Source organism: Arthrobacter sp. CP30 (assembly GCF_053470025.1).
Genome location: NZ_JBQEMM010000004.1, coordinates 312,160 through 338,312, shown reverse-complemented (window position 1 = coordinate 338,312; position 26,153 = coordinate 312,160). Strand labels below are relative to the sequence as shown.

18 protein-coding genes are annotated in these 26,153 nt (G+C 71.2%); 8 read left to right on the top strand and 10 right to left on the bottom strand.

Annotation, left to right across the window (positions count from 1 at the left end):
- Positions 1–64: 64 nt before the first annotated feature.
- From ACTIMO_RS08290 to ACTIMO_RS08270, 5 genes are all read right to left on the bottom strand, one after another.
- Complete coding sequence (locus tag ACTIMO_RS08290; protein WP_448182102.1) at positions 65–6,268, bottom strand: Ig-like domain-containing protein; 6,204 nt, start codon at positions 6,266–6,268, stop codon at positions 65–67.
- 166 nt (positions 6,269–6,434) lie between these two features.
- Positions 6,435–7,520 (bottom strand): adenylate/guanylate cyclase domain-containing protein, encoded by a 1,086-nt coding sequence (locus ACTIMO_RS08285; RefSeq protein WP_055770844.1) that lies wholly within the window; start codon positions 7,518–7,520, stop codon positions 6,435–6,437.
- Positions 7,521–7,768: 248 nt separating this feature from the next.
- Positions 7,769–8,392: a PH domain-containing protein gene (locus tag ACTIMO_RS08280; RefSeq protein WP_448182101.1), complete on the bottom strand. Its 624-nt coding sequence runs from the start codon at positions 8,390–8,392 to the stop codon at positions 7,769–7,771.
- A 2-nt stretch (positions 8,393–8,394) separates the two neighbouring features.
- Positions 8,395–9,273: a biotin--[acetyl-CoA-carboxylase] ligase gene (locus ACTIMO_RS08275; protein ID WP_448182100.1), complete on the bottom strand. Its 879-nt coding sequence runs from the start codon at positions 9,271–9,273 to the stop codon at positions 8,395–8,397.
- A gap of 65 nt (positions 9,274–9,338) precedes the next feature.
- Positions 9,339–10,220 carry an SDR family oxidoreductase gene (locus tag ACTIMO_RS08270; RefSeq protein WP_448182099.1) on the bottom strand — a complete coding sequence of 294 codons (882 nt, stop codon included), beginning with the start codon at positions 10,218–10,220 and terminating at the stop codon, positions 9,339–9,341.
- 235 nt (positions 10,221–10,455) lie between these two features.
- Between ACTIMO_RS08270 and ACTIMO_RS08265 the strand changes: the two genes are divergently transcribed.
- A complete protein-coding gene (locus ACTIMO_RS08265; protein WP_448182110.1) occupies positions 10,456–12,039 on the top strand; it encodes an acyl-CoA carboxylase subunit beta in 1,584 nt (527 codons plus the stop codon).
- On the top strand, positions 12,036–12,305 hold the full coding sequence (locus ACTIMO_RS08260) for an acyl-CoA carboxylase subunit epsilon (RefSeq protein ID WP_448182098.1): 270 nt from the start codon (positions 12,036–12,038) through the stop codon (positions 12,303–12,305). The genes ACTIMO_RS08265 and ACTIMO_RS08260 overlap by 4 nt, the downstream gene beginning before the upstream one ends.
- 114 nt (positions 12,306–12,419) lie before the next feature.
- On the opposite strand, the gene ACTIMO_RS08255 is transcribed toward ACTIMO_RS08260, so the two are convergent.
- Positions 12,420–12,821: a hotdog fold thioesterase gene (locus ACTIMO_RS08255; RefSeq protein WP_448182097.1), complete on the bottom strand. Its 402-nt coding sequence runs from the start codon at positions 12,819–12,821 to the stop codon at positions 12,420–12,422.
- 134 nt (positions 12,822–12,955) lie between these two features.
- Here ACTIMO_RS08255 and ACTIMO_RS08250 point away from each other — a divergent pair, with 134 nt between their 5' ends.
- From ACTIMO_RS08250 to ACTIMO_RS08230, 5 genes are all read left to right on the top strand, one after another.
- Positions 12,956–14,665: a DUF885 domain-containing protein gene (locus ACTIMO_RS08250; protein ID WP_448182096.1), complete on the top strand. Its 1,710-nt coding sequence runs from the start codon at positions 12,956–12,958 to the stop codon at positions 14,663–14,665.
- A 155-nt stretch (positions 14,666–14,820) separates the two neighbouring features.
- Positions 14,821–16,239, top strand: coding sequence for a dicarboxylate/amino acid:cation symporter (locus ACTIMO_RS08245; protein WP_448182095.1), 1,419 nt, complete (start codon positions 14,821–14,823; stop codon positions 16,237–16,239).
- A gap of 167 nt (positions 16,240–16,406) precedes the next feature.
- Positions 16,407–16,967, top strand: coding sequence for an AMIN-like domain-containing (lipo)protein (locus ACTIMO_RS08240; RefSeq protein ID WP_422391552.1), 561 nt, complete (start codon positions 16,407–16,409; stop codon positions 16,965–16,967).
- Positions 16,968–17,061: 94 nt separating this feature from the next.
- Positions 17,062–17,694 (top strand): Maf family protein, encoded by a 633-nt coding sequence (locus tag ACTIMO_RS08235; protein ID WP_055770364.1) that lies wholly within the window; start codon positions 17,062–17,064, stop codon positions 17,692–17,694.
- A 195-nt stretch (positions 17,695–17,889) separates the two neighbouring features.
- Positions 17,890–19,647, top strand: coding sequence for an acetyl/propionyl/methylcrotonyl-CoA carboxylase subunit alpha (locus tag ACTIMO_RS08230; protein WP_235498889.1), 1,758 nt, complete (start codon positions 17,890–17,892; stop codon positions 19,645–19,647).
- Positions 19,648–19,666: 19 nt separating this feature from the next.
- Here the strand turns inward: ACTIMO_RS08230 and ACTIMO_RS08225 are convergent, their stop codons facing one another.
- From ACTIMO_RS08225 to ACTIMO_RS08210, 4 genes are all read right to left on the bottom strand, one after another.
- Entirely contained in the window at positions 19,667–20,365 is a 699-nt protein-coding gene (locus ACTIMO_RS08225; RefSeq protein WP_448182094.1) for a hypothetical protein, read from the bottom strand.
- Entirely contained in the window at positions 20,365–21,930 is a 1,566-nt protein-coding gene (locus ACTIMO_RS08220) for a protein kinase domain-containing protein (RefSeq protein WP_448182093.1), read from the bottom strand. The genes ACTIMO_RS08225 and ACTIMO_RS08220 overlap by 1 nt, the downstream gene beginning before the upstream one ends.
- A 216-nt stretch (positions 21,931–22,146) precedes the next feature.
- Complete coding sequence (locus ACTIMO_RS08215) at positions 22,147–23,559, bottom strand: MFS transporter (protein WP_448182092.1); 1,413 nt, start codon at positions 23,557–23,559, stop codon at positions 22,147–22,149.
- A gap of 181 nt (positions 23,560–23,740) precedes the next feature.
- Positions 23,741–25,159, bottom strand: a complete 1,419-nt coding sequence (locus ACTIMO_RS08210; RefSeq protein ID WP_448182091.1) for an NAD(P)H-quinone dehydrogenase — start codon at positions 25,157–25,159, stop codon at positions 23,741–23,743.
- A gap of 95 nt (positions 25,160–25,254) precedes the next feature.
- On the opposite strand from ACTIMO_RS08210, the gene ACTIMO_RS08205 reads away from it, so the two are divergent.
- Positions 25,255–26,067 (top strand): purine-nucleoside phosphorylase, encoded by an 813-nt coding sequence (locus tag ACTIMO_RS08205; protein ID WP_448182090.1) that lies wholly within the window; start codon positions 25,255–25,257, stop codon positions 26,065–26,067.
- The last annotated feature ends 86 nt before the right edge of the window (positions 26,068–26,153 follow it).

Here is a 26,153-nt window from a genome sequence, read left to right as displayed (position 1 = left end):
AGGTGGGGTGGGTGGGGCGGTCGGTGGAGCTCAGATGCTCACGGGAGCGGCGTCGACGGCGCGGTCAGCACGGACGCATCCCGTCCGGCGGGTTGTTGCCCGCCGTGGTGTGGATGCCCTTCAGGAAGAGGCCGTCGTTGTTGGCGTCACGGTTCGGACCGGACTTCTGCCGGTACCAGGGCCCGCTTGCCCGGTTGATGTAGCAGTTGGAGGTCATGGAGGTGTTGTTGTACATCCAGTGCTCCCCGGCGCAGTCGCGGGTCGCGTCGTTGAAGTTCGTGCCGTTGGCCGGGTCCATGCAGCTGCGCGAGCTCAGGTCCGGACCGCCGGCCGTGATGGTCCATTCGGTCTTCGGTGGGGGCGGCGGTGGAGGGGCTTCGCCACTCCGTGCGGCGGCCTCGGCAACCGGCCCCGGCTGGTCGCGGGAGTTGAGCGAGCGCACCCTGATCGAATGGCGCTCGCCATAGCCGCTGGTGTTGACGGTCCTGCTGCCCGAGTTGCCCACGTCCTCCCAGCTCCCGCCGTCGATGCTGATCTGGATCTGGCGGACGTCGTGCGCGGAGGTGCTCGGAGCACCCCAGCTGAGCTCGAGGCTCTTCTGCTCGGCCCGGCCGTCCCGCCCGGACGCCATGGCCGCACCGGGTGAGCCGTACGGCCGCACGGCGGCGGAGGGCGCGCCCGGGTCGCTCGTGTAGCTCGAACCGTCGCTGGCGACGAGCGCCCGGACGGTCGCGGTCACGTTCTGCCCGTTGGCGAAGCCGCCCACGGTCTGGTTCTGGCTCAGGGGCCGCCAGCCCCCACCGTTGAAGCTCGCCTCGTAGGAGACCTCGCCCGCGCGGGCGCCGTTGCGCTGGGCGGCGGAGAGCGGGGTGAAGGTGATGGTCACGGCGCGGCCCGCTCCACCGGTCTCCGCCTCGACCAGTTGCGGCGGGGCCGGTGGTGCCGGATTGCCGACCGCGCGCCGAGGCGCGGACTGCGCACCGTACTCCGACCAGCCGGCCCGGTTGAAGGAGCGCACCGCGTAGGAGTAGTCGGCTTCCGCGTTGTCCACGGTGATGGTCTGCTGGGATGCGGGAGCCTCGGGGAGCGTACGGACGAGGGCGCCCCCGCGGAACTCCTGCACCTGGTACTTCGTCACCGGGGCGCCGTTGGGGTCGGCGTCGTTCCAGTCGACGGACAGCTGGCTCTGTGCACCGACGGACTGGGCGCGCGTCGTGGTCGGCGCCTGCGGCACCCCGGGCAGCCCGGCGGGCGTCTCGGCGGCGGAGTAGTCGCTCCAGTCGGACGGGTCGGGGGCGGCGTTGCGCGCCTGGACGCGGACCCGGTAGGCCGTCCCGTTCTCGAGGCCCTCCCAGACCACGGGGCTGCCCGCAACGGAGCGCTGGGTCGCTCCGCGGGGCGGGGCGGGTGAGATCTGCAGCTCGTAGCCCTCGATCGGGGACCCTTCGTTGGTGGGCGGCGTGAAGTCGACCGTCAGCGATCGGTCCCCGAACACCAGCGTGGGTGGGGCCGGCTGGTCCGGTTTGGTGTCGGGCCGGGCCGGGGCGCTCGCGGGCGAGGGGTCGGAGGTACCGTTCGCGTTGGTGGCCGTGACCTGGAAGACGTACTCGACGTTGTTGGTCAGCCCCGTGATGGTGCAGGTGGTCGTGGGGCATTCCTGGGTCACGCCGCTGGTTCCCGTCACGGTGTAGCCGGTGATCGGTGAGCCGTTGCTGGCCGGCGGATCCCAGGACATCACGGCGGTCCTGCTGCGCACGGACTCGACGGTGGGCGTGCCCGGCGCACCCGGCGTGCCCTCGACGGTGAGGCGGATCTGCCCGGTCGCGTACCGGTTGCTGTCCCCGGTCTTGTCCCCCACGGTGTACTGGACCGTCATGCTGCCCACGAAGTCCGCTGCGGGAGTCACGACGACGGCGTCGCCCTGCAGGGTGGCGGTGCCGTTCCCGTCGGCGGTGGCGTCCACGACGGTCAGCGGCGTGTCCTCGAACGGGTTGGCGTCGTTCTCGAGGACCGGCACCGTGACGGGCTCACCCTGGATGGCCTTGGGGACCACGTCGGTGTTCGCGACGGCGAGCGGGCGGCTGGACGCGAGGACGGTGAGTTCCACGACGTTGATGGCCGTCTCCTGGCCGTCGGTGACGGAGATGCCGAGGCGGCCGACCGTCCCGGGGCGCGCAGCATCCGTCGCGCGGACCTCGAGCACGGACCCGTCGAGCGTGGCGTCGAACCCCGGCGGGACCTCGCCCTCGACCGCGAACGCGAGCGAGTCGACGTCCTCGGGGTTGGCGTCGCCGGCCAGCTGCCGGAGGTCGAGGGATGCCGCCGGCTCCGCGATCGCCGGTTCGAGCGACCCGGAGGTCAGCGTCGGGGGGATGTTCCGTTCCGCGGCGGGGATGACGTTCGTCAGGACGGTCAGCGTGCTGCTGAGCCCCTCGGGGTCGTCCGGTCCGCTGCCGTCCGTCACCTCGAACGTGATCGACCCGCGGCCCGCATAGTCGAGGTCGGCGCCGTACACGAGCGTGCCCGGGTCCCGGATCAGCTCGGCCTGGTTGTCGACCCCGATGGCCACGACCTTCTCGGCGACGGTGACGCGCGGAGTGCGCCCCTCGCGTACCTCGACGAGGGCACCGAGGTCGAGGACGAGGTCCTCGCCGGCCGTCACGTCGAGGGGTGCGTCGGAGAGCAGCGTGGGGTACTGCTCACCCAGGCGGGGAACCCAGATCACGGCGCGGGCGACTCCCCCGTCGATGTCCTCGACCTCGTACGGGATGAGCTGGTCCTCGGCGGTGAGATCGACCGTCACCACGTCGTCCCGGCCGACCGTGACGCCCTCGTAGGCGGGGTCGACGGTCACCTCGAGGTCCTCGCGGACACCGTCGGGATCCTCGTCGTTGTCGAGGACGGGGACGACGACGGCGGTCTCCCCCCTGGTCTCGGACGGCTCCACGCGGTCGTCGCGGGCGATCGGCAGGAGCAGCTCGGCGTTCTGGTCGACCGTGACGGTGATCGCCGCGTCGGCGCTCCCGCCCCGGCCGTCCGTGACCCGGTACCGCACCGTGAAGGTGCCCTGCTCCTCCGGCGCCGTGAACAGGATGCGGCCGTCGCGGATCTCCGGCGCCATCCCGGCAGGCTCCGCGGAGAGCGCCTCCGGGACCAGGCGCAGGGGATCTCCGTCGGGGTCGGAGTCGTTGCGCAGGGCCTCGACGGCGATGGCCCGCCCGGGCCGCAGCAGGACGCCGTCGTCGACCGCGACCGGCTGCTGGTTGGACTCCGCCGCAGGCGCGATGCCCACCTGCACCGTCCCGGTGTTCTCCAGGCCGAAGCGGTCCCGCACGCGGTAGGTGAAGGAGTCGGTCCCGGCGCCCGTCGCGGAAGCGGTGAAGTCGATGTAGTTGGTACCGGGGACGGCGGCCCCCTGGCGCGGCGCGCTGTCGATCCCGGTGAGGAACACCGAGTCGCCGTCGGCGTCGATGCCGTCCAGCGGCACGGGGATGCGGATGGTGGACCCCGCGATCACGCGGCCCTCCAGGTTCCGCGGGACCGGCTGGGCGTTCTTCGCGTCGTCGCGCGCCTTAATGGTGATCCGCACCTCCGCGGAGTCCACCTGCCCGGTGCTGTCCTTGACGTCGTAGATCGCGTAGACGGTCTTGGCGGTCTCACCGGCGACGAAGCGGAGCACGTTCTCCGACGCGAAGATGCGGCCGTCGGCGGGGTCCACGGACTGGGCCAGCACCGGATCGAGGGTGAGGGCGTCCCCGTTGGGGTGCGTGTCGTTGTCGAGCACCGGGATGTTCACGACGTCGCCCACGCGCACCGTGGCGGCATCGGGCGTGGCCTGCGGCGGGAGCAGGGTCTCCGGTCCCGCCACGGACAGCACGCTGACCTCGCCCGTCGCGGAGGCGGTGCCGTTGGAGACCGTGTACGTCAGGGTGGTCTGCTGGTTGAGGCTGCGGACGTCGTGGATACGGAGGATGTCGTGGTCCAGCAGGGCGACGTCCAGCGGTGACCCGTCCGGGGTGCTCACGGACTGCACCACCATCACGCCGCCGGTCGGGTCGGTGTCGTTGGCCAGGACGTCCACCAGGACGTCGCCGTTGCGGGGCAGGAGCGCGACGTCGCGGACGGCCACCGGCGCTCCCTCGATCCCGCTGGTCCGGGCATCCACCCGGATGAGACCGGTAGCGGTCTGCGGGCCGTTCGTCACCAGGTACTCGACGTAGGCGGTGCCCGCGGCCGACGGTGTGAACGCGATCGTCCCGGTCTCGTAGTCGGGGGCGATCGGGGCGTCCCCACCCGTGGCCTCCGCCCGCGCGAGGCTCAGTTGCCCGCCGGCCGGGTCGAGGTCGTTCTGCAGCGGTGAGAGCTGCACCTCCTGGCCCACGACGGCGGTGAAGTGGTCGAAGTTCGCGACCGGGGGCAGGACGCCGTTGGCACGGACGTCGAAGACGATCGTGCCCTCGACCTGCTCGGCACCGTCCGAGACCACGACGGCGACCTCCTTGACGCCCTGGCTCTTGCCGACGTCGCGGAAGGTCAGGAGCCCGTCGGAGCGGGTCCGGACCTGGTCGCCGTCGGGCGTGGGCGCGGCGCTGACCAGGAACAGGTCATCGCCGTCGGGGTCCTCCCACGTGTTCAGGATGTTCTGGCTGACGCTCCGGCCCTGCTCCACGAGGATGGTCGTGGGCCGCTTCGCGCGCGGCGCCTCATTGGTGTCGGGACCGCGGACGTCCACCGTGACCGACGCGCCGGCCGTTCCACCGCGTCCGTCCTCGATCTCGTACCTGTAGGTGCTCCTACCCTGCGGCGCGTCCTCGGGCACCACGATCTGCATGCCGGCGCCGTCGTAGATGCTCTGCACCGTGCCCGACGCCGGCTGCTCGCCCGCCAGGGTGGCCGTCAGCAGGTCCCCGTCGGGATCGGTGTCGTTGTCGAGGACGTTGAGGATGGTGGTCCGGCCGGCCCGCGCCCCGAAGCTGTCGTCGGTGGCGACGGGCGGGCGGTTCTCGCCCGAGCGGTCGGGCAGCGTGTTGACGGGGTTCTCGCTCGCGGACTCCTCGTCCTGCTCGTCGGACTCGTCCTTCGGCGGGATGATATCACCCCAGTTGTCCACCAGCTCGAGGTTCTGCTGGACGAGCCAGACGTCCCCGGCCGCGGTGTCGTTGAGCACCACCACCTCGCGGTTGACACGGAAGACCAGCTCGGACTCCGCCCCGATGTTCGGGATGTCCTGGCGCTGGTCGTCGGCGTCGTCGCGGCAGTCGCGGAGGTAGGTGGCGGCTCCGGCCCACGCGGCGTGCAGGCACGCCCCCTGCACCACGGGCACTGCGGGCCGGCCGTTGCCGATGTCCGTCACCACGGCGTCGGCGCCGTCGAGCGGCTGCTGGATAAGCGAGGTCTCGGTCGCGATTGCGACGGCGTCCGCCGCGGGCCCGCTCTGCTGCAGCTCCGCCCGCTCGGTGTCGTCGAAAGCCACCAGCGTCCCGTCGGGGAGGAGGACCTGCCCGGACGCCGGGTCGAAGACCACCGCGTCCTGCCCGATCACGGCGACCTGCAGGTCACCGGAGTCGGCGAGCTCAGGGACCTGGCGGACGTCGGGCTCCTCCCACGTACCGTCCTGGCGGACATCGTAGGTGGTGACGGTGGCGTCCTCGGGGTTCGCGACCACCACGCGACCGGTCGGGGAGACGGCGGCCACCGAGCCCGGCCCGGAGGACACGGGTTCCTCCTCCTGGTCGTCGAAGCCTGCGAGGTCGGCCGCGGTGGTGATCCAGACGGTCCCGGATGTCTGGTCGGTGACGGCCACCGTGGTGCCGCCCATGGCCACCTCGGCCGCTCCGGGCAGCTGCACCTCCGTGCCGCGCACCACGTTGGCGATGTCGACGGGGCTGACCTTCGACTGGTCGGTGTTGATGTTGAAGACTGTCGACGCCTCCTGGCGGAGGTCGAAGGCGTCGCTGTTGGCCGCGTACCCGCCGTCGAGGAGGCGTGACTGGTAGTTGAGGTGGCCCACCATGCCGAGGTTCTCGTTGGTGACCCACACGCCGCCGTCGTTCAGGTCGACATCGGCGGTCGCGAAGCCCGGATAGAGGAGCGCACCGGCGACGACGCCACCCGTCACGGCAGTGGCGACCGCCGTCGAGAGGGCGCGGCGATGCTTCGCCTGCGCGCGTCTGAGACCTACGAACTTCACTCTTGTGCCCCACTTGATCGGTACTGCGGGCCACCGACGCGCGGCGAGCACGCCCCGGAGGACGGGCGACGGGCGCATGGGTGGTCGCTAGCAGTGTCGCACGGCGTGCCGGTTGTGCCAACGCGGGGCGTCCGGCGGGAACGCCAGGGGCGGAAGCGTGGCGTCCGGTTGCCGCTACACCGGCTTCCGCTCCGGGCGGCCGGGCGGCTGCATGCTGACGCTCGGCCGGGGAGACGCCCGGTGCTCAGTCGAGGACGAGTCCGCTGCCGGTCCCGCGCGCCAGGGTGACCGGACGCACCTCCCCGAAGCCGCGCACCTGGCGGGGCGCGTGGGGCGTGAGGACGAACTTCTCGTTGGTGTCGAGCGTGGCGGCGGTGGACCCGTCCACGAGGACCTCCCCGGGTTCCGCGAGCGCCGTGAGGCGCGCTGCGAGATTGACCGTCGGCCCGTAGATGTCACCGAGCCGGGAGAGCACCCGTCCCCAGACGAGGGAGCAGCGCGCGGAGGGCAGGAACTCGTCCTCCGTGAACGCCTTGGCGAGCGCCAGTGAGATCTCCGCACCCGCCTCGGGTGACTCGGCGATGTAGAGGACCTCGTCACCGATGGTCTTCACGAGGCGTCCGCCGCCCACGGAGATGATCTCTGCACTCTTGTTCTCGAAGCGCTGCACCAGCTGGGCCAGGGTGCGCTCGTTCATCTGGCGGGACAGGCTCGTGTAGGACACGAGGTCCGCGAAGCCGACGGCGCGGGCCAGGGGCAGCGGGGCGTCCTGCTCGTCGCCGTCACGGCCCGCCTCGCTGGACGCGAGCCCCGACTCCGCGCGCAGGGCCAGCCGCTGCACGGCGGCGTTCATCTGCCGGCGCCATGCGTAGACGAGGGTCCGCTCCAGCGGGTCGATCAGGTCCGGGAGCTCCGAGACGAGGGTCTTGCGCGCGTCGGCGTCGGTGAGGCCGCGCTGGGCCACCATCTCCTCGACGATCGCCTCGATCTGCCAGACGACCATGCGGTCCGTCATCTGGCCGACCGCTCGCGTGATGGAGATCGCCGCGTCCTCGGTGAGCTGCTCCTGGCGCACCATGTCGATGATGGTGGTCAGGGCCCCGAGGTCCTTCTCCGTGAAGGCGATGTCGTCGTCGCCGATGTTCGGGAAGCCCATGGCGCGCCACAGCTTCCGCGCCGAGAGCAGCGAGACCCCTGCGCCCGCCGCGATGTCACGGCGTTTCAGCGTGCGCTCGGCTCCCAGCAGTTCACGCTCCAGCCGGCGGATGGTCTCGCGGTCGAGCTCGATGGGCCCTGCCGGCGCCGCCTCCTCCGGACCGGCGGTCGCCATGTCCGGCTGCAGCTGCCAGACCGCCTTCGACGCCGTCGAGGCCGCGGCCTCGGGCGCGTCGTCGAGGCGGCTCGTGTCCGTCCGCGACTCCGTCGGGACGGCAGGTGCGGTGGCCGGATCAGGAGCCGGGGCGCTGTCGCGCGTATCCCCCGGCGGGGTGGCCGGAGCCGGGGCGCTGTCCGCTGCCCTCACCGGCGCGCGGTCCGATGCGCCGGGGGCGGCGCCCGGGCCGTGGCGGTCCTCGACTGTCACGCTCGCTCGCTCCTGCCCTCGTGGTGCGGCCATTCCTGGCGCGCCCGACCGTCCTGGTTCCGCCCCGCCCCGCCCCGGGCGTACTGCGGATCGATTTCCATGTCTACACCATCGAACATGCGGGTCAGGGGCAGGTCGCTGATCGCCTGCACCACGAACTCCTTGAAACGGGCTATCTGCGGTACGTCCCGGTAGGCGTGCGCCCTGTCGAACCCGAGGTCGGCGATCAGGGTCCCGCTGCCCACCATGCGCTGGATGAGACCCTGCTCGGTCTGCAGCTGCGAGATGGCGGAGAGGTTGATCTGGTGCTCCGACCGCCGGGCCGCACCCCTGCGGTGGATCAGGCGCATACTCGTGAGCACGAACCGGTTGCTGGACCATCGGAGCAGCGGACGGACGAGCACCCGGAGCAGCAGCAGGACCACGACCGCGAGGAGCACCAGCAGGAGCACGGGCTGCCAGTCCCCGAGATCCGCGACGTCGCGGCGCATGAGGAAGCCGAGGCCGAACCCGCCGAGCGCGAGGAGCACGAAGCCGAGGATCACCGGCCCCACGAGCGGTAGGGGCGAGGGCCGGGTCCGGACGAGGACCCGTTCCCCCGGCAGCAGCTTGATGCGCACCGCTACACCTGCGGGCGGAGGTGCACGACGTCGCCCGCCGAGACGGTGTGCCGCTCGCCGTCGTCGTCCCGGATCACCAGGGCGCCGTGTCCGTCGAGGCGCAGGGCGCGGCCCGTCAGGGACCCGCCGGGCAGGTCCGCGCGGACGTCCTGGCCGAGCGTCGCCATGCGGGCGGCGACCCGGGCCTGCAGGGAGGGTCCGCCGTCCCAGTCCGCGTCGGCGTCGCCGTCGACATCGCAGAAGGCCCGGTACCGGTCGGCGAACGTGCGGAGGAAGGACTTCAGCAGGATGTTGCGGTCGGTGGTGCCGGCGTACTCGAGCAGGAGGCTCGTCGCGGTCGGGACGGGCAGCTCGTCATCGGTGAGGCTCACGTTGAGGCCCACCCCGACGACGACGGCGGGGGGTTCGGCACCAGCGCCCGGGACGAACTGCGCGAGGACACCGGCGAGCTTGCGGCCGTCGACCGTCACGTCGTTGGGCCACTTCAGCTGTGGTGCGATCTCCGTCCGGTCCTCCACACTCTCGGCGAGGGCGAGCGCGGCCAGCAGGGAGAGCCACGCGTAGGCGGCGGTCGGCACGGGGCGCCCATGCCGGTTGAAGGGACGCAGCAGGATGCTGACGAAGAGCGAGGAACGCTCGGGCGCGGTCCAGCTGCGGTCGAGCCGCCCGCGGCCGGCGGTCTGCACCTCCGCGCACAGGACGCTGAGATCCGGCCATCCAGCGGTCTCCCGCTGGGCATGGTCCACGAGGTCCGTGTTGGTGGACCCGGTCCGCTCGACGATGTCGAGGCGCGGGAACGGACCGGCAGGCATGCACAGGGCTGTCCTCAGCGCGCCGAGGTCGAGGCCGGGGCGCTCGAGATTGGAGTAGCGGGAGGACATGCCTTCGATCCTATCCGGCCGGGTGCCCTCCCCACCGGAGCGGGGCGTCGGGGGGATCAGGGGGATCAGAGGAAGATGTCCGGCACCAGCCGGTCCTCGGTCGCTCCCAGGCTGTATCCGGTGAGGTCCGTGACCCCCTCGTCGCGGAGGACCTGCTCGTCCGTGTAGAAGTTGCCGGTGCAGTCGCTTGCGGCCCGCACGAGCACGGCGTGCGCGGCGTCGGCGACGATGTCGGCGCTGCGGGCGGCCTGCACCATGCGGGTCCCGCCGGGCATGTTGCGGATGGCTGCCGTGTCGATCAGCGTCGCGGGCCAGAGTGAGTTCACGGCGACGCCGTCGTCCTTCAGTTCCTCCGCGAGCCCCAGGGTGGTCAGGCTCATGCCGTACTTGGCCATGGTGTAGGCGAGGTGCAGGCCCGCCCACCTCGGGGCGAGGTTCAGCGGGGGCGAGAGGGTCAGGATGTGGGGGTTGGCCGACCGTTTCAGGGCGTCGAGGGCGAACTTGCTCAGCATGAAGGTGCCGCGCACGTTGATGTCCGCCATGAGGTCGTAGCGCTTCATGTCGACGTCGGGGGTCTTCGAGAGGTCGATCGCCGAGGCGTTGTTGACCACGATGTCGATCCCGCCGAAGCGACCGACGGTGGCGTCCACGGCGGCGCGGACGTCGTCGTCGTTCCGGACGTCGCCGACGAACGGCAGCGCGGCCCCGCCGGCCGCCTCGATCTGCTCCGCGGCGGTGTACACGGTGCCCTCGAGCTTGGGGTGCGGCTCGCCGGTCTTGGCCATGATGGCGACGTTCGCGCCGTCGCGGGCCGCCCTCAGGGCGATGGCGAGGCCGATGCCGCGGCTCCCGCCCGACATGATGATGGTGCGTCCGGCGAGGGTGGGGAGACGGTCCGCCCCGGCATCCGTGGCGGGTGATTCCTGAGCTTCGTCGCGTGCAGTCATGGCACCAGCCTAAGCACTCCCCCCAGCGGGAGCGGCGTGCGACGCACCGATGTTACCGGCGGGTAACATCGCTCGGCCGGCTAATCGATGGGGAGGGAAACTGTAGGGCTCCTACAACAGCGGGCGCCGTGGGCGTCACTAGACTGGGTGGATTGCGCCGAACGTTGTCGGAAACCTCCAGTGACGCAGCGCATACCCCCGCCACCCGCCGACCGGAGTACCAATGCACCAGGACCTGCAGCCCGACCTCACCACGACGGCCGGGAAGCTCGCCGACTTCCGGAGGCGCACCGCGCTCTCGGAGCAGCCCTCAGGTCCCGAGGCCATCGAGAAGCAGCACGCGCGCGGCAAGAACACGGCGCGCGAGCGCATCGACCTGCTGGTCGACGAAGGCTCCTTCGTCGAATTCGACGCCCTCGCCGTCCACCGCTCGACGGCCTTCGGCATGGAGCGGAAGAAGCCGCTGGGCGACGGCGTGGTCTCCGGCTACGCGACGGTGGACGGACGGCTGATCGCCGTCTTCAGCCAGGACTTCACCGTCTACGGCGGATCCCTCAGCCAGGTCAACGGCGAGAAGATCGTCAAGGTGCAGGAGTTCGCGCTCCGCAACGGCTGCCCGGTCATCGGCATCAACGACGGCGGTGGGGCACGCATCCAGGAGGGCGTGGCCTCGCTGGCGATGTTCGCGGACATCTTCCGCAACAACGTGCACGCCTCGGGCGTCGTCCCGCAGATCTCCCTCATCATGGGTCCCTGCGCCGGCGGTGCGGCCTACTCCCCCGCGCTCACCGATTTCGTGGTCATGGTGGACAAGACCTCGCACATGTTCATCACCGGTCCCGATGTCATCAAGACCGTCACCGGCGAGGACGTCGACATGGAGACCCTCGGCGGCGCCCGGCAGCACAACACGACGACGGGGACCTCCGCCTACCTCGCCACCGACGAGGCCGACGCCATCGGCTTCGTGCGCGAGCTCCTCGACTTCCTGCCCTCGAACAACCTCGCCGAGGCCCCGCTGACGGAGTTCGTCGAGGAGCCGGACACCACCGACGAGGACCTCGCCCTCGATGCGCTCATCCCCGACGCCGCCAACCAGCCGTACGACATGCACGCCGTCATCGCCGCGGTGGTGGACGACGGCCACTTCCTCGAGCTGCAGGCCCTCTATGCACCGAACGTCGTCACCGGGTACGCCCGGGTGGAGGGCCACACCATCGGGATCGTCGCCAACCAGCCGCTGCAGTTCGCCGGCACGCTCGACATCAACGCCTCCGAGAAGGCGGCCCGCTTCGTCCGCCACTGCGACGCCTTCAACATCCCCATCCTGACCCTGGTGGACGTGCCCGGATTCCTCCCGGGCAAGGACCAGGAGTTCCAGGGCATCATCCGCCGCGGCGCCAAGCTGCTCTACGCCTATGCGGAAGCCACCGTACCGAAGCTGACGGTGATCACGCGCAAGGCCTACGGCGGCGCGTACATCGTCATGGGCTCCAAGAAGCTCGGGGCGGACCTGAACCTCGCGTGGCCCACCGCGCAGATCGGTGTGATGGGCGCGCAGGGCGCGGTGAACATCCTGTACCGCGGCCGGCTGAAGGCCGTGGCCGACGCAGGGGGTGATGTCGAGGCGGCGCGCGCCGACGCCGTCCAGCAGTACGAGGAGGAGTTGCTCAACCCGTACCAGGCAGCGGAGCTCGGGTACGTGGACTCCGTCATCGCGCCGTCGGACACCCGGCTCCACATCGTCCGCGGCCTGCGGGCGCTCCGTGACAAGCGGGCGTCCAACCCCGCCAAGAAGCACGGGAACATCCCGCTGTGAGCGGCCACCGGGACGGGCACGACGGCGATGCTACGGCCTCGGCCGATCCCGTCGACGACGCCGGCGCCGAGGGCGCCGTGCTCTCCGTGGTCTCGGGTGCGCCGACGGACGAGGAGCTGGCGGCGCTCACCGCCGTCGTCCTCGCCCTCCGGGATACCGGCGAGGTGGAGGAGGCCCCGGACCAGGGGCGGTCCTGGTTGCGCCGTGCCCTGCTGCGGCTCGGGCCGACCCCCGGCCCCGGCTCATGGCGGCGCAGCGTCCGCTGACGGCGTCCGTCCGTCCGCCGAGCGGCCCGTCCGAGGGCGTGCGCGGCGTCGGGGCAGCGGCCCTGGCTGCGCCCCGTTCGGGGCAGCGCCGGGGATACCGCGGGCCGGATCAGGTCACCGCGCCGGGACGGTGCGGCTCCGGCCGCGGAACTCCGCGACCGCCCCGTCCGCCGAGGTGACGTGGACGTCGTACAGGCCGCTCCGCCCGGTGCTCGACAGGACCGACCCGACGGCAGTGAGGGTCTGGCCCTCGTAGGCCGGCGCGAGGAACGTGACGTCGGCCCCGGACGCGACGGTGATGACCCCCGGTGTGCCCGCCGGGTCGTTGCACGCCAGGGCGAAGCACGTATCGGCGAAGGCGAAGAGCACGCCGCCGTGCACGATCCCGAAGCCGTTCACCATGTCCCGGCGGAGCACCATCGAGATGCGCGCGCTGCCGGACTCCGCCGCCTCGACGGAGACCCCGAGCCAGGCGGACATGTGGTCGTTCTCGAGGAGCGGATGGGTGATGGGCATGAGCGGCCTTCCGATGGACGTCCTCCGTGTATACCAGTGACAGGCGCCGGTGTCCGGTAGCCCCCGGTCCTCCGTGCGGTGCTACGGGCCGGTCTTGGTGGCCTCCGGCAACCGGTCGGCAGTAGGCTCGGAACGTGACCCACACCACCCCAGCCCCCGCCCCGGGCGAGCAGCCCGACCGCCCGTCCACCGCCATCGACGCCGTGGCCACCTCGTACTACGAGACCCTCCTGGAGCTCATGCCCGACTTCGCCACCGAACTGGGACTCCCGGGTCGCGAGACGGAGTACCGCGACTACTCACCGGCCGGCATCGAGGCCCTCACCGAGGCCGCCGGCACCACGCTCCGCCTGCTCGAGGACCTCGCACCGTCGGACGACGTGGACGCCGTGACCCTCGACGCCATGCGCGAACGCCTCGGCCTCGACCTCGAGATCCACGAGGCCGGGCTGGACTACTCCGAGCTGAACAACATCGCCTGCCCGGCCCAGGGCATCCGCGCCATCTTCGACCTCATGCCCACCGCGACCGCGGAGCAGTGGGGCCACATCGCGGGCCGGATGTCCGCCGTCCCTGCCGCCATCGACGGCTACGTCTCGTCGCTGCGCACGGGCCGCGAGCGCGGGCTCGTCGCTGCCCGCCGCCAGGTCGAGATCGTGATCGAGCAGTCCACGAAGTACGCGGAGGACGGCGGCTTCTTCGACGCCCTCGGCGCGACGGACCGGGCCGACGACGGCCCGCTGCCGGAGTCCCTCCGGGAGCAGCTCCGGACGGGTGCCGGTGCAGCCCGCGGCGCCTACCGCACCCTCGCCGCCTTCCTGCAGGACGACCTGCTCCCGGATGCCCCCGAGAAGGACGCCGTCGGCCGCGAACACTACGCCCTGATGTCCCGGTGCTTCCTCGGCTCGGCCGTGGACCTCGAGGAGACCTACCGATGGGGTGTCGAGGAGCTCGATCGCGTCATCGCCGAACAGGAGGCGGTGGCCGAGGAGATCAGTGCGGGCGCGACCATCCGCGAGGCGATGGACCTCCTCGACGCCGATCCGGCTCGGCAGCTCCAGGGCACCGACGCCCTGCAGGCCTGGATGCAGACCCTCTCGGACAGAGCCGTGGACGCGATGGCCGGCGTGCACTTCGACATCCCGGACGTCATGCGGCGCCTCGAATGCAGGATCGCACCCACGAAGGAGGGCGGCATCTACTACACCGGCCCGAGCGACGACTTCTCGCGACCGGGCCGGATGTGGTGGTCGGTACCCGAGGGCGAGGACTCCTTCACGACCTGGAAGGAGACCACCACCGTCTACCACGAGGGGGTCCCGGGCCACCACCTCCAGATCGCGACCGCCACCTACCAGCGGGCCCTGCTCAACCCGTGGCGCCGCAACGCCATCTGGGTCTCGGGCCAGGGCGAGGGCTGGGCGCTGTACGCGGAGCGCCTCATGCAGGAGCTCGGCTTCCTGTCCGATCCCGGCGACCGCCTCGGCATGCTCGACGCGCAGCGCATGCGGGCGGCGCGGGTGGTGTTCGACATCGGCGTGCACCTCGAACTCGAGATGCCGGAGCGATGGGGCGAGGGCACCTGGACGCCGGACAAGGGGTACGCCTTCCTGAAGGAGAACATCGCCATCAGCGAGGGACAGCTGGCCTTCGAGTTCACCCGCTACCTCGGCTGGCCCGGCCAGGCCCCCGCCTACAAGATCGGCCAGCGCCTCTGGGAGCAGGTCCGGGACGAGGTGCGCGACGCCGAAGGCGACTCCTTCGATCTCCGCGCCTTCCACACCCGGGCCCTCAACCTGGGCTCGGTGGGACTCGACACCCTGCGGCGAGCGCTGGTCGCATAGCGCGAGCTTCGTCACACGCGGGCGGGCCTGCAGGCCCGCCCGCCCGTGATGGCGGCGGCCGGCGGTCGGGCCTCGTCCCGCTGCGGATAGACGGTGCGTAACATTTCGCAACCTGCACTTCGTCCCGGTATACGCCGACCCCTAGTGTTTCCGGCGTGTCTACTGAAACCACCTCCGTGCCCACGCGGCGACCGTTGCCCCGCTGGGTGACCTCGTTCGGTCCGCAGATCATCGCCGCCCTCGTCGTCGGCCTGGCCCTCGGCCTCCTCGCGAAGAACACCGGCCACACGGCCGAGACGCCCAACGGACTCGGCACCACGCTCGCCACCCTCGGCTCGAGCTACGTGGCCCTGCTGCGCGCCGCCGTCGTCCCCCTCATCTTCACCGCCGTGGTCAGCTCGATCGCAAACCTGCGTGCGGTGAACAACGCCGCGCGCCTCGCCGGCCAGACCCTGCTGTGGTTCGCCATCACGGCCCTCATCTCCGTGGTCATCGGGATCGCGCTGGGAGTCGTCTTCCAGCCGGGAGCCGGCACGGGCGCCACCCAGCCGGACGAGTACACGGGGACCACCGGCAGCTGGTGGGCGTTCCTCACCGGGCTCATCCCGGCGAACTTCCTCGGACTGCAGGCATCCTCCAGTGTCGCCGAATCGGGCTCGGTCACCACGGCGCTGAACTTCAACGTCCTGCAGGTGCTGGTGGTCGCCATCGCCGTCGGTATCGCCGCGCTCAAGGTCGGCAAGCAGGCCGAGCCCTTCCTGACCTTCAACGCGTCCGCCCTCGCCGTCATCCAAAAGGTGCTCTGGTGGATCATCCGCATCGCACCGCTCGGCACGGTGGGGCTCATCGGCAACGCGGTCGCGGTCTACGGCTGGGACACCATCGGCTCGCTCGGCAAGTTCACCCTCGCCATCTACGTGGGCCTGGCCCTCGTGCTGTTCGCCGTGTACCCGGTGCTGGTCAAGACCCACGGGCTGTCCGTCCGCCAGTACTTCTCCGGCGCGTGGCCGGCGATCCAGCTCGCCTTCGTGTCGCGCTCCTCGGTGGGCACCCTCCCGCTGACCCAGCGTGTGGCGGAGCGGAACCTGGGCGTTCCCCGCGCCTATGCGTCCTTCGCCGTCCCCCTCGGTGCGACGACGAAGATGGATGGCTGCGCGGCCATCTACCCCGCCATCTCGGCGATCTTCGTGGCCCAGTTCTTCGGCATCGACCTGACGCTCACGCAGTACCTGCTGATCGCGCTCGTGTCGGTCCTCGGCTCGGCCGCGACCGCCGGGACCACGGGCGCAGTCGTCATGCTGACCCTCACGCTCTCCACCCTGGGACTCCCCCTCGCCGGCGTCGGCCTGCTCCTCGCCGTCGACCCGATCCTCGACATGGGGCGTACCGCGGTCAACGTCGCGGGCCAGGCCCTCATCCCCACGATCGTCGCCAAGCGGGAGGGCATCCTGGACACCCGTCTCTACGACGCGCAGCGCAACGGTGATCCATTCGCCGATGACAGCACGATCGACGAGGTCGACGTGGAGACCGCCGCCTCCGCCACGAACGACGGCATCTCGGTGGCCCGCTGACCGCGGATACCCCCTCCGGTCGCTGACTGCGGCCCGCCCCGACCACCGGGGCGGGCCGCAGCCGTTCCCCGCTAACGATTCGGCGCCGTTCGACGGCACAGCGGCGCTTTCCCGTCCCGGTAGGCGGACCATGGACTCACCTATCCAGCTCGACAAGGTGGTGCGCCATGAACCGATCGCGCACGACGGGGAAGATCCCCGCCGCACTCGCCGTCCTCGCCCTGACCGCAGGCCTCGGCCTCGCGGGGGCGCCGCCGGCATCCGCCGCATACTGCGGCATCACGTGGGGCTCGACGGCCAAGACCGCCCCCACCTCCTCCTCCGCTCCCATCACCGATGTGCGCTCCGGCCGGCACACGTGCTTCGACCGGCTCGTCATCGATGCCCGCGGCCCCGTCTCCGGGTACCGCGTGGCCTACGTGGACCAGGTGACCCAGCCGGGCTCGGGCGCCACCGTCCCCCTCAGGGGTGGTGCACGCATCTCCCTCACGGTCCTCGCGCCGGCCTACGACGCCGCAGGACGGGCCACCTACTCACCGGCGAACCGGACGGAGCTCACGGATGTGGCGGGCTACTCCACGTTCCGCCAGGTGGCCCTCGCCGGGAGCTACGAGGGCCGGACGACGCTCGGCCTCGGTGTGCGGGCGCGCCTTCCCGTCCGTGTCATGGTCCTGCCCGGCCCGGGCACCGGTTCGAGGGTGGTGGTCGACGTCGCACACCAGTGGTGAGGATTTCTACCGGTCCCGGCGCGCCGTCGCTCCGGGACCGGGCCCCGGCCTGGACGGCGACCGGCCCCGGCGTCCCCGGCCCTAGGCTTGGGGCATGACCGCACGCCTGATCCTCGCCTCCAGATCGCCTGCCCGCACCAAGCTCCTCGCCGAGGCGGGCATCGAGCACCGCGTCCTCGTCTCGGACGTCGACGAACCCGCCGTCGTCGCCGCCTACGGCGAGCTCGACCCGCACGACACATCACTGCTTCTCGCTCGCGCCAAGGCGGAGGCGGTCGCGTCACTGCCCGACGCCGATGGCTCACTGGTGATCGGCTGCGATTCCGTCTTCGAGTTCGACGGCGAGGCCCACGGCAAGCCCTACGAGTCCGCCGTGGCCATCGAGCGCATCAGCCGCATGCGCGGACGGTCGGGCGTCCTCCACACGGGCCACTGGCTCGTGGACACGCGTGACGGCGGTTCGGGTGCGACCATCGGCGCAGTGTCCTCGGCAACGGTGTACTTCGGGGCCATGACCGACGACGAGGTGCGGCGGTACGTGGCCAGCGGGGAACCGCTGCAGTGCGCGGGATCCTTCACCCTCGACGGCCTCGGCGGTGCGTTCATCGACCGCATCGACGGGGACCCGCACGCCGTCGTCGGGCTCAGCATCTCCACCCTGCGAGCGTTGCTCCACTCTGCCGGGGTGCCCATCACCGCCCTGTGGGGCGACGCGCCGGCGTTGTAGGTTCCCTACAAAGGATCGGCACACAACACTCCCTCGGACCACGATCCATGGGCAGAAGCGACAAAGGCGGGCTAGGCTCCGATCTGAGAAGAAGGAGTTCAATCCCCCATGAGCCAGTCCCCCGCAGCCCCGTCCGAGTCGTCCGACACCGGTACCCCGAGCAGCCCCGCCGGTCGCTCGCGGGAACTCAGGCCCATGACGAAGGTGCTGGTGGCAAACCGCGGGGAGATCGCCGTGCGCGTGATCCGGGCGGCACGGGACGAGGGCCTCGCCTCGGTCGCCGTCTACGCCGATCCGGATCGGGACGCCCTCCACGTCCGGATGGCCGACGAGGCCTTCGCTCTGGGCGGCGAGACCGCGGCGGAGTCGTACCTCGTCATGGACAGCATCCTCGACGCCGCGCGGCGCAGCGGGGCCGACGCCATCCATCCCGGGTACGGCTTCCTCTCCGAGAACGCCGAGTTCGCGCAGCGCGTGATCGACGCCGGGATCACCTGGATCGGGCCGTCGCCCGAGTCCATCTCGCAGCTCGGCGACAAGGTGCAGGCCCGGCACATCGCCGAGCGTGTGGGCGCCCCCCTGGTCCCGGGGACCAAGGACCCGGTCGAATCCGTGCAGGAGGTCGTCGACTTCGCGCAGGAGTTCGGGCTGCCCCTGGCCATCAAGGCGGCCTTCGGCGGCGGCGGACGTGGCATCAAGGTGGTGCGCAGCCACGAGGAGATTCCCGAACTGTTCGAGTCGGCGGTCCGCGAGGCGACGGCGGCCTTCGGCCGCGGCGAGTGCTTCGTGGAGCGTTTCCTCGACGCACCCCGGCACGTCGAGACGCAGTGCCTCGCCGACGCGTACGGCTCGGTCGTCGTCGTCTCGACGCGTGACTGCTCACTCCAGCGCCGCAACCAGAAGCTCGTCGAGGAGGCGCCGGCTCCGTTCCTGTCTGCTGAGCAGAACACCCGGCTGTACGAGGCGTCCAAGGCCATCCTCCGTGCGGCGGGCTACCAGGGCGCCGGCACCTGCGAGTTCCTCGTGGGACAGGACGGCACCATCTCCTTCCTCGAGGTCAACACCCGCCTGCAGGTGGAGCACCCCGTCTCGGAGGAGGTCACCGGGCTCGACCTCGTGCGGGAACAGTTCAGGATCGCCCGCGGCGAGGAACTCGGCTACGGGGATCCAGCCGTCCGCGGCCACTCCTTCGAGTTCCGGATCAACGGGGAGGACGCCGGCCGTGGCTTCATGCCCGCTCCGGGCACGGTCCAGACGTTCACGCTCCCGAGCGGACCGGGTGTCCGCGTGGATTCCGGGATCGAGGCCGGAGAGGTCATCGGTGGCAACTTCGACTCCATGCTGGCCAAGCTGATCGTCACCGGCGCCACCCGCGAACAGGCGCTCCAGCGCGCGCGGCGGGCCATCGGTGAGATGGTGATCGAGGGCATGCCGACCGTGCTCCCCTTCCACGCCGCCGTCGTCGCCGATCCGGCCTTCGCCCCGGAGAGCGGGCCGTTCTCCGTGCACACCCGCTGGATCGAGACCGGCTTCGCCAACACCATCGAGCCGTGGACCGGCCCGGCGGAGCCGACGCCGGAGGAGGACACCCGCCAGCGCGTCACCGTCGAGGTCGGCGGCCGCCGCCTCGACGTGGTCCTTCCTGCCGGCCTCGGAGCATCCCCGAACGGCCGGACCGGCACGCCGGCCAAGTCGAAGAAGTCCGCCCGTGCCCGGGCCGGGAAGACGGCCGTCAGCGGGGACGAGCTGACCTCGCCCATGCAGGGGACGATCGTGAAGGTCGCCGCCAGCGACGGCGATGCGGTGCGTGAGGGTGACCTGATCGTCGTGCTCGAGGCCATGAAGATGGAGCAACCCCTGACCGCCCACAAGTCCGGAACCCTGTCCGGTCTCACCGCGGCACCCGGGGACACCGTCTCGGCGGGATCGGTGATCGCCACCATCGGCGATTGAGCCGGTCCGTCCCGGACCGTCAGCCGCCGTTACCCTTGCCCCGGGCTTCGTCCGCAGCTTTGTCGGCGGCCCTCTCGGCCTCCTTCCTGGCCTGCTCGGCGGCCTTCTCCGCGGCCTTCCGCTGCTGCTCGGCGGCCTTGTCAGCCCCCTGCCCGCCGTCACCCGGCGTCACTGCCCCCTGATCAACCGCTCCCCCGTCCCCCGCGTCCTCGTCCGGTTCGTTCTCCTCGGCTTCGTTCTCGTCCGTCTCGCCGGGTGTAGGTGCCGCCGGTGCCGCCGGTGCCTCCGAGACCGGAGCCGGGACCGGCGACTCCGGTGCCGGGTCCGCCGGGGCCGGAGTCGTCCCTGCCGGCGCCGGAGGGCCCGAGGTCCCTGTCGGGGCCGGCTCGGGCGCCGGGGTCCCCGCGGGAGCACCGTCGGCCGGCTCCTCCGCGGCCCGGAGGGAGGCGATCACGGCATCGATGTGCATGCCGATGAGCGAGGCACGGTCCTCGTTCACCGTTCCCGCGTCGCGGGCGCCGTCCACTTCCGCCCGGAGGCGTTCGGCCAGGGCGATCGCCCCGGTGCTGTCGCCTCCGGCTGCGGTGGCAGCGATGGTGCGCACCTCCGCCTGGAGGTCCCCCGCCGTCGCGGGATCGATCGGCTCGGCGCCGCACCCGCCGAGGAGCAGTGCCGCAGCGGCGAGCACCGGAAGGACGCCGATCCTGTACCGGGTCATCACTGCACGCTTTCGTAGAGTTCCTGGAGCCGCTCGCCCGGTTCGCCCGGCACCGCCGGCAGGGGCTCGATCCCGGGCGGGGAGCCGTCCGCGGTCATCGTTATCATGATCCAGAGGCCTGCGGCCGCCAGGGCCAGCACGGCGAGGAGAGCCAGGACCCACGGCAGGGCGGAGCGACGGCGGACGGGACGGGACGATGGACGCGGATCCCGGGTCTCGCCCGCGCCGTCGGGGTGGTTCTGGTCCACGGCGTCCGACACCCTGGTCGGGGCAACCCCCTGCGCCTGCTGCGCAGTGTCCGGGGCACGGTCACTCCAGGGGCGCTCCGCAGCGCCGACGCGACGCAGGCCCGAGACGCTGTCCGTGACGCGGTCCGACGGCGCCGGTAATGCTGTCACCGCAGGTGCAGGCCGTGCCGGGACCGCCGTCGACGGCAGGGGCGACGGCGACGGTAGCTCGGGGGCAGGCAGGACCGCCGTGCGTGGATGGGTCGACGACGGGGACTCGACGGCCGCGGGCACGGCCGCCGTGCCTGCATCGGGTGACGGCGCGCGCTCGGTGGCGGGAGGGAGGACCGCAGTGTGCGGGTCGAGCGACGCGGATGGCCCGGCGGCAACGGGCATCGCCGCGGTGCGCGGCTCCGGCGAGGCCGCGCCCCGGGGACCGGGCGCCGTCCAGGCAGCCGCCGGCACCTCGGTCGACGGCGTGCCGGCGGGCTCCCTCGACGCGCCGGTCGCGTCGGGTCCGCGCTGCGGGCCCATGACAATGAGGGCACGGACGACGCCTGCGGCGTCCGGTCGATCGTCGGGGTCGTCCAGGGTCATCGAGACGAGGAGGGCCGAGAGGGCGGGCCCTGCGGCGTGCGGGATGGACGGGCTCCGGTGGAGCCTGGCCAGGGCGCTCTCGATACCGGTGCCGGGAAAGGCACGTTCACCCGTGAGGGCCTCGATCAGCACGAGCCCCAGCGAGTAGATGTCCGAGGGCCGGCCCACGCCGTCGCCCCGTGCCTGTTCCGGGCTGAAGTAGGCGGCGCTGCCGATGACCTGCCCGGTCGCCGTCATACGGCCGCCGTCGAAGAACCGGGCGATCCCGAAATCCGTGAGCAGATAGCCGAAGAGCCCGCTGTGGGGATCCGCCTCGCGCGTCAGGATGTTGGAGGGTTTCAGGTCGCGGTGCACGATGCCCTGGCCGTGGATGTACTGCAGCGTCCGGGCGAGATCGAGCGCCATTGTCCGGACCTCCTCGCGGCCGAGCGGTCCGGAGGTCCGGAGCCGGACGCCGAGATCCGGGCCGTCCACGAGTTCCATCACGAGGTAGGCGCCGTCCTGCGCGTCCTCACCGTTGTCCATGTCGAGGACCCGCACCAGCCCGGGGTGATCGAGTCGCGCCAGCATGCGCGCCTCCGCTGATCCGCGTTCCAGGCCGTCGGCGGTGCCGGGCCTGAACAGTTTGACGGCCACGTCCCGCCCGAGGCGGGTGTCCCGGGCCGTGAAGACATCCGCCATGCCGCCGGTGCCGACGCGCTTACCCAGCGCGTACCTCCCGGCCAGAGCCTGCTGTTCCATGTCGCCCGTTCCTACTACCCCGTCTTCCGCCTCCGGGCGAGCAGCGGCTGCGTCCGGGCAGGTGCTAAGCCTGCTGTGCTTCCAGTGTAGGGGGGCCGTGGCGGCGGCGCGCAAGCACAGCCACCACGGGCAAGCCGACCCGTCGGCTCACGAGCCCGGAACGACGACGGCGCCGCACCCTGGTGGGTGCGGCGCCGTCGGGTGATGCGGTGGGAGCTAGGCGACGTTGTTCTCGTAGTCGTGGTCGCGGGTCTCGCGGGAGACGAAGAGGGCGATGAACGTGGCCACGGCGGCCACGCTGAGGTAGGCGCCGACGAGTACGGTGCTGCCGCCCGCGGCCTGCCAGAGTGCCACGGCGATGAACGAGGCGGGTGCTGCACCGATCATGCTCGAGACGTTGTAGGCGACGGCGGAGCCCGTGTAGCGGACGTTGGCAGGGAACAGCTCGGGAAGGACGGCGGCCATCGGCCCGAAGGTGAGGCCCATGAGGGTGAAGCCGACGATCAGCAGCACCATGGCGCCCGCCGTGCCCGCGGCGAACAGCGGCGCCCAGAGCAGTCCGAAGACCCCGATGCCCACGGTGGTGGCGAGCAGCATCTTCCGGCGGCCGAAGCGCTCGGCCAGCGGGCCGGAGATGATGGTGAAGATCCCGAAGAACACCACGCCGATGATCAGCATCCACAGGAAGTCCGGCCGGCTCATGCCGAGGCCGGGCACGAAGGAGTCGATCTGCGCCTGCGTCAGTGTCTTGCCGGCGGCCTCGGCGCGGGCCTGCGCCTGCTCGAGCGAGGACGGCGCCGTCCCGTAGGTCAGCGTGAAGGCAGTCATGAAGTAGAAGAGCACGTAGGTGGCGAACATGATGAACGTGCCGAGCAGGAGCGGACGCCAGTGGGAGCGGAACACGGTGCCGAGCGGGAGCTTGACCACCTTGCCCTCGGTCTGGACCTTCTGGAACGAGGCGCTCTCGATGAGCTTCAACCGGACGTACAGGCCGATGATCACCATGACAGCACTCAGCAGGAACGGCACGCGCCAGCCCCAGGCCATGAAGTCCTCCGCCGAGAGCGTGGTGCTCAGCAGCACGAACAGCAGGTTGGCGAGGATGAAGCCGATCGGTGCACCCAGCTGCGGGAAGGTCCCGAAGATGGCCCGCTTGCCCTCGGGTGCGTTCTCCGTGGCCAGGAGGGCGGCACCGCTCCACTCGCCACCGAGCGCCAGACCCTGGAGGAAGCGGAGCACCACGAGCAGGAACGGCGCCCAGAAGATCCAGCCCGAGCCCTCGGCGGTCGGCAGCACACCGATGAGGAAGGTCGCGATACCCATAGTCAGCAGCGAGGCGACCAGCGTCGCCTTCCTGCCGATCTTGTCACCGAAGTGCCCGAAGAGGATGGAGCCGAGGGGCCGGGCGACGAACGCGACGCCGAAGACGGCGAAGGAGCTGAGCAGCTGGTTCGCCGACGTCTGGTTCGGGAAGAACAGGGCCGGGAACACCAGGACGGCGGCCGTCGCGTAGATGTAGAAGTCGTAGAACTCGATGGTGGTGCCGATGAGGCTGGCGAAGATCACCCGCCCCCGGGAGTTCAGGGGCTTCGTGGCTCCGCTTCGGTCAGCGGCTGTGGAGGAGGTCATGGAGTCGGCTTTCTCGGGCTGGACACCGGACCGCAGGCACCCCGAGGAGCGGCGCAGCCCGGAGCCCGTGCTTCAGGAGTACCCGGATATCAGACCACCAGTGTCCACGTGCTGGATAAGCGTGTCCACACTCTGGACCATGGGAACTCTTCCGGGCGCTCCGATCCCGCCGCCGCCCGCCCTAGATGCGGACGTGCAGCCTGCGCGCAGCCTCCGAGATCGACCCCGTGAGCGACGGGTAGACCGTGAAGGTATTGGCGACGTCGTCCACATGCAGCTTCTTCGTCACGGCGAGCGCCAGCGGGAAGATCAGCTCCGAGGCACGGGGCCCGACGACGACACCGCCGATCACCGTTCCCGAGCCCTTGCGGGAGATCACCTTCACGAACCCGTCCTTGACGTTCATCATCTTCGCCCGGGCGTTGGTGTGCAGGGACAGCTTCACGACGTCACCCTGGTACCGGCCCGAGGCGATGTCCTCCTCCGTCACGCCGACCGTGGCGATCTCGGGTGACGTGAAGATGTTCGACGCGACCTGCTTCAGCTTGATCGGACTGACCGAATCACCCATGAGGTGGGCGATGGCGATCCGGCCCTGCATCGCTGCGACCGACGCCAGGGCGAACACGCCCGTGCAGTCCCCTGCCGCATAGACGTTGGGTGCCGTGGTGCGAGAGACGCCGTCCACCTGGATGTGTCCGGACTCGCTGACGGCCACACCCGCCTCCTCGAGCCCGATCCCGGCCGTCCGCGGCACGGCCCCGACCGCCACGAGGCAGTGGCTCCCCTCGACCGTCCGGCCGTCCGCGAGGTGGACCACCACGCCGTTCTCCGTCCTGTCGACGGCGTTGGCCCGCGACTGCGAGAGGACGGTCATGCCGCGGTCCTTGAAGACCCCCTCGAGGACCTCCGCGGCGTCCGCGTCCTCGCCGGGCAGCACGCGGTCTCGGCTCGAGATGAGGGTGACCTTCGACCCGAGGCCGTTGTAGGCGCTGGCGAACTCGGCCCCGGTGACGCCCGAACCCACGACGATGAGGTGCTCGGGGATCTCGCGGAGGTTGTAGAGCTGGGTCCAGTTGAAGATGCGCTCGCCGTCGGGCATGGCGCTGGGAAGCTCACGGGGCGTCGCGCCGACCGCGAGGAGGACGGCGTCGGCCTCGACGATCAGGGTGTCTCCCTCCGACTCCACCTCGAGGCGGTGGTTGTCCAGCAGCTTCCCTGTGCCAATGATGACGCGCACGCCGAGGCGCTCGAGCGTCGCGCGGATGTCCGAGGACTGCTCGACCGCGAGCTTGAGCAGGCGCTGGTTGACCTTGTCGAGGTCCGCCGAGACCGCGCTGTCGGCGGAGAAGCGCACACCGAGCCCGCTCGCGTCCGTGAAACGCGTCATGGTGTCGGCCGTCGCGATGAGCGTCTTCGACGGGACCACATCCGTCAGGACAGCGGAACCACCGAGTCCCTGGCTCTCGACGATGGTCACCTGGGCGCCGAGCGAGGACGCCACCATCGCGGCTTCGTAACCGCCGGGTCCGCCGCCCAGGATCGCCAGGCGCAGTGAGCTGAGATCGAGTTGATTGGTCACGCGTCCATCATCGCGCATGCCACCGACACGTCGGAACAGCGAACGGTGTGCCACCCGGCCACGACACCCTGTGCCTGTGGGTGCGGCCGATGGGCAGAGGGTAAGTTGTAGCGGTGACTTCCGACTCCTCCCCCGACCCTTTCGACCTGGCCCGCGACGCTGCAGGCCACATCGCCCGAGCAACCGGCATCGACCGGCATGACACGGCCCTCGTCCTCGGCTCCGGCTGGGGCGAGGCGGCCGAGCTCATCGGCGAGACCACCCACACGCTGGACGCCGCGGACATCCCCGGCTTCTCCGCCCCCGCCGTGGTGGGCCACACCGGCACCATCCGCTCCATCCTGACCCCCAACGGCAAGCGGGCCCTGGTCCTGGGCGCGCGCACCCACTACTACGAGGGCAAGGGCGTCCGCGCCGTCGTCCACGGCGTGCGGACGGCAGCGGCGACGGGTGCGACGACGATGATCCTGACGAACGGCTGCGGCGGGCTGCAGGAGCAGTGGCAGCCCGGCACCCCCGTCCTGATCAGCGACCACATCAACCTCACGGCGTCGTCGCCCCTCGAGGGAGCCACCTTCGTGGACCTCACGGACCTCTACTCGACCCGGCTGCGCGCCCTCGCCCGCACCGTGGACCCGACGCTGGACGAGGGGGTCTACGCACAGTTCACCGGACCGCACTACGAGACCCCGGCCGAGGTGCAGTACGCCAAGCGCATCGGCGCCGATCTCGTGGGCATGTCCACGGCCCTCGAGGCCATCGCAGCACGTCATGCCGGCATGGAGGTCTTCGGCATCTCGCTGGTCACGAACCTCGCCGCCGGCATCAGCCCCGTCCCCCTCAGCCACACCGAGGTCCTCCAAGCGGGCCAGGCGGCCGGCCCGCGGATCTCGCGCCTGCTCGCCGACATCGTCGCGACCATCTGACCGCTTTCCGTCCGCCCGCCCACCCCGCTGGAGGGCTCGGCGGCCGGACCACCGCAGCACGACCGGTGCCCGTCCGGCCGCCGTCG

Bases quoted from the DNA above. Each gene is read 5' to 3' on its own strand.
- ACTIMO_RS08290 (WP_448182102.1), bottom strand. From the start codon at position 6,268: ATGCGCCCGTCGCCCGTCCTCCGGGGCGTGCTCGCCGCGCGTCGGTGG.
- ACTIMO_RS08285 (WP_055770844.1), bottom strand. From the start codon at position 7,520: ATGGCGACCGCCGGTCCGGAGGAGGCGGCGCCGGCAGGGCCCATCGAG.
- ACTIMO_RS08275 (WP_448182100.1), bottom strand. From the start codon at position 9,273: ATGTCCTCCCGCTACTCCAATCTCGAGCGCCCCGGCCTCGACCTCGGC.
- ACTIMO_RS08270 (WP_448182099.1), bottom strand. From the start codon at position 10,220: ATGACTGCACGCGACGAAGCTCAGGAATCACCCGCCACGGATGCCGGG.
- ACTIMO_RS08255 (WP_448182097.1), bottom strand. From the start codon at position 12,821: ATGCCCATCACCCATCCGCTCCTCGAGAACGACCACATGTCCGCCTGG.
- ACTIMO_RS08240 (WP_422391552.1), top strand. From the start codon at position 16,407: ATGAACCGATCGCGCACGACGGGGAAGATCCCCGCCGCACTCGCCGTC.
- ACTIMO_RS08235 (WP_055770364.1), top strand. From the start codon at position 17,062: ATGACCGCACGCCTGATCCTCGCCTCCAGATCGCCTGCCCGCACCAAG.
- ACTIMO_RS08230 (WP_235498889.1), top strand. From the start codon at position 17,890: ATGACGAAGGTGCTGGTGGCAAACCGCGGGGAGATCGCCGTGCGCGTG.
- ACTIMO_RS08225 (WP_448182094.1), bottom strand. From the start codon at position 20,365: ATGACCCGGTACAGGATCGGCGTCCTTCCGGTGCTCGCCGCTGCGGCA.
- ACTIMO_RS08220 (WP_448182093.1), bottom strand. From the start codon at position 21,930: ATGGAACAGCAGGCTCTGGCCGGGAGGTACGCGCTGGGTAAGCGCGTC.
- ACTIMO_RS08215 (WP_448182092.1), bottom strand. From the start codon at position 23,559: ATGACCTCCTCCACAGCCGCTGACCGAAGCGGAGCCACGAAGCCCCTG.
- ACTIMO_RS08210 (WP_448182091.1), bottom strand. From the start codon at position 25,159: ATGCGCGATGATGGACGCGTGACCAATCAACTCGATCTCAGCTCACTG.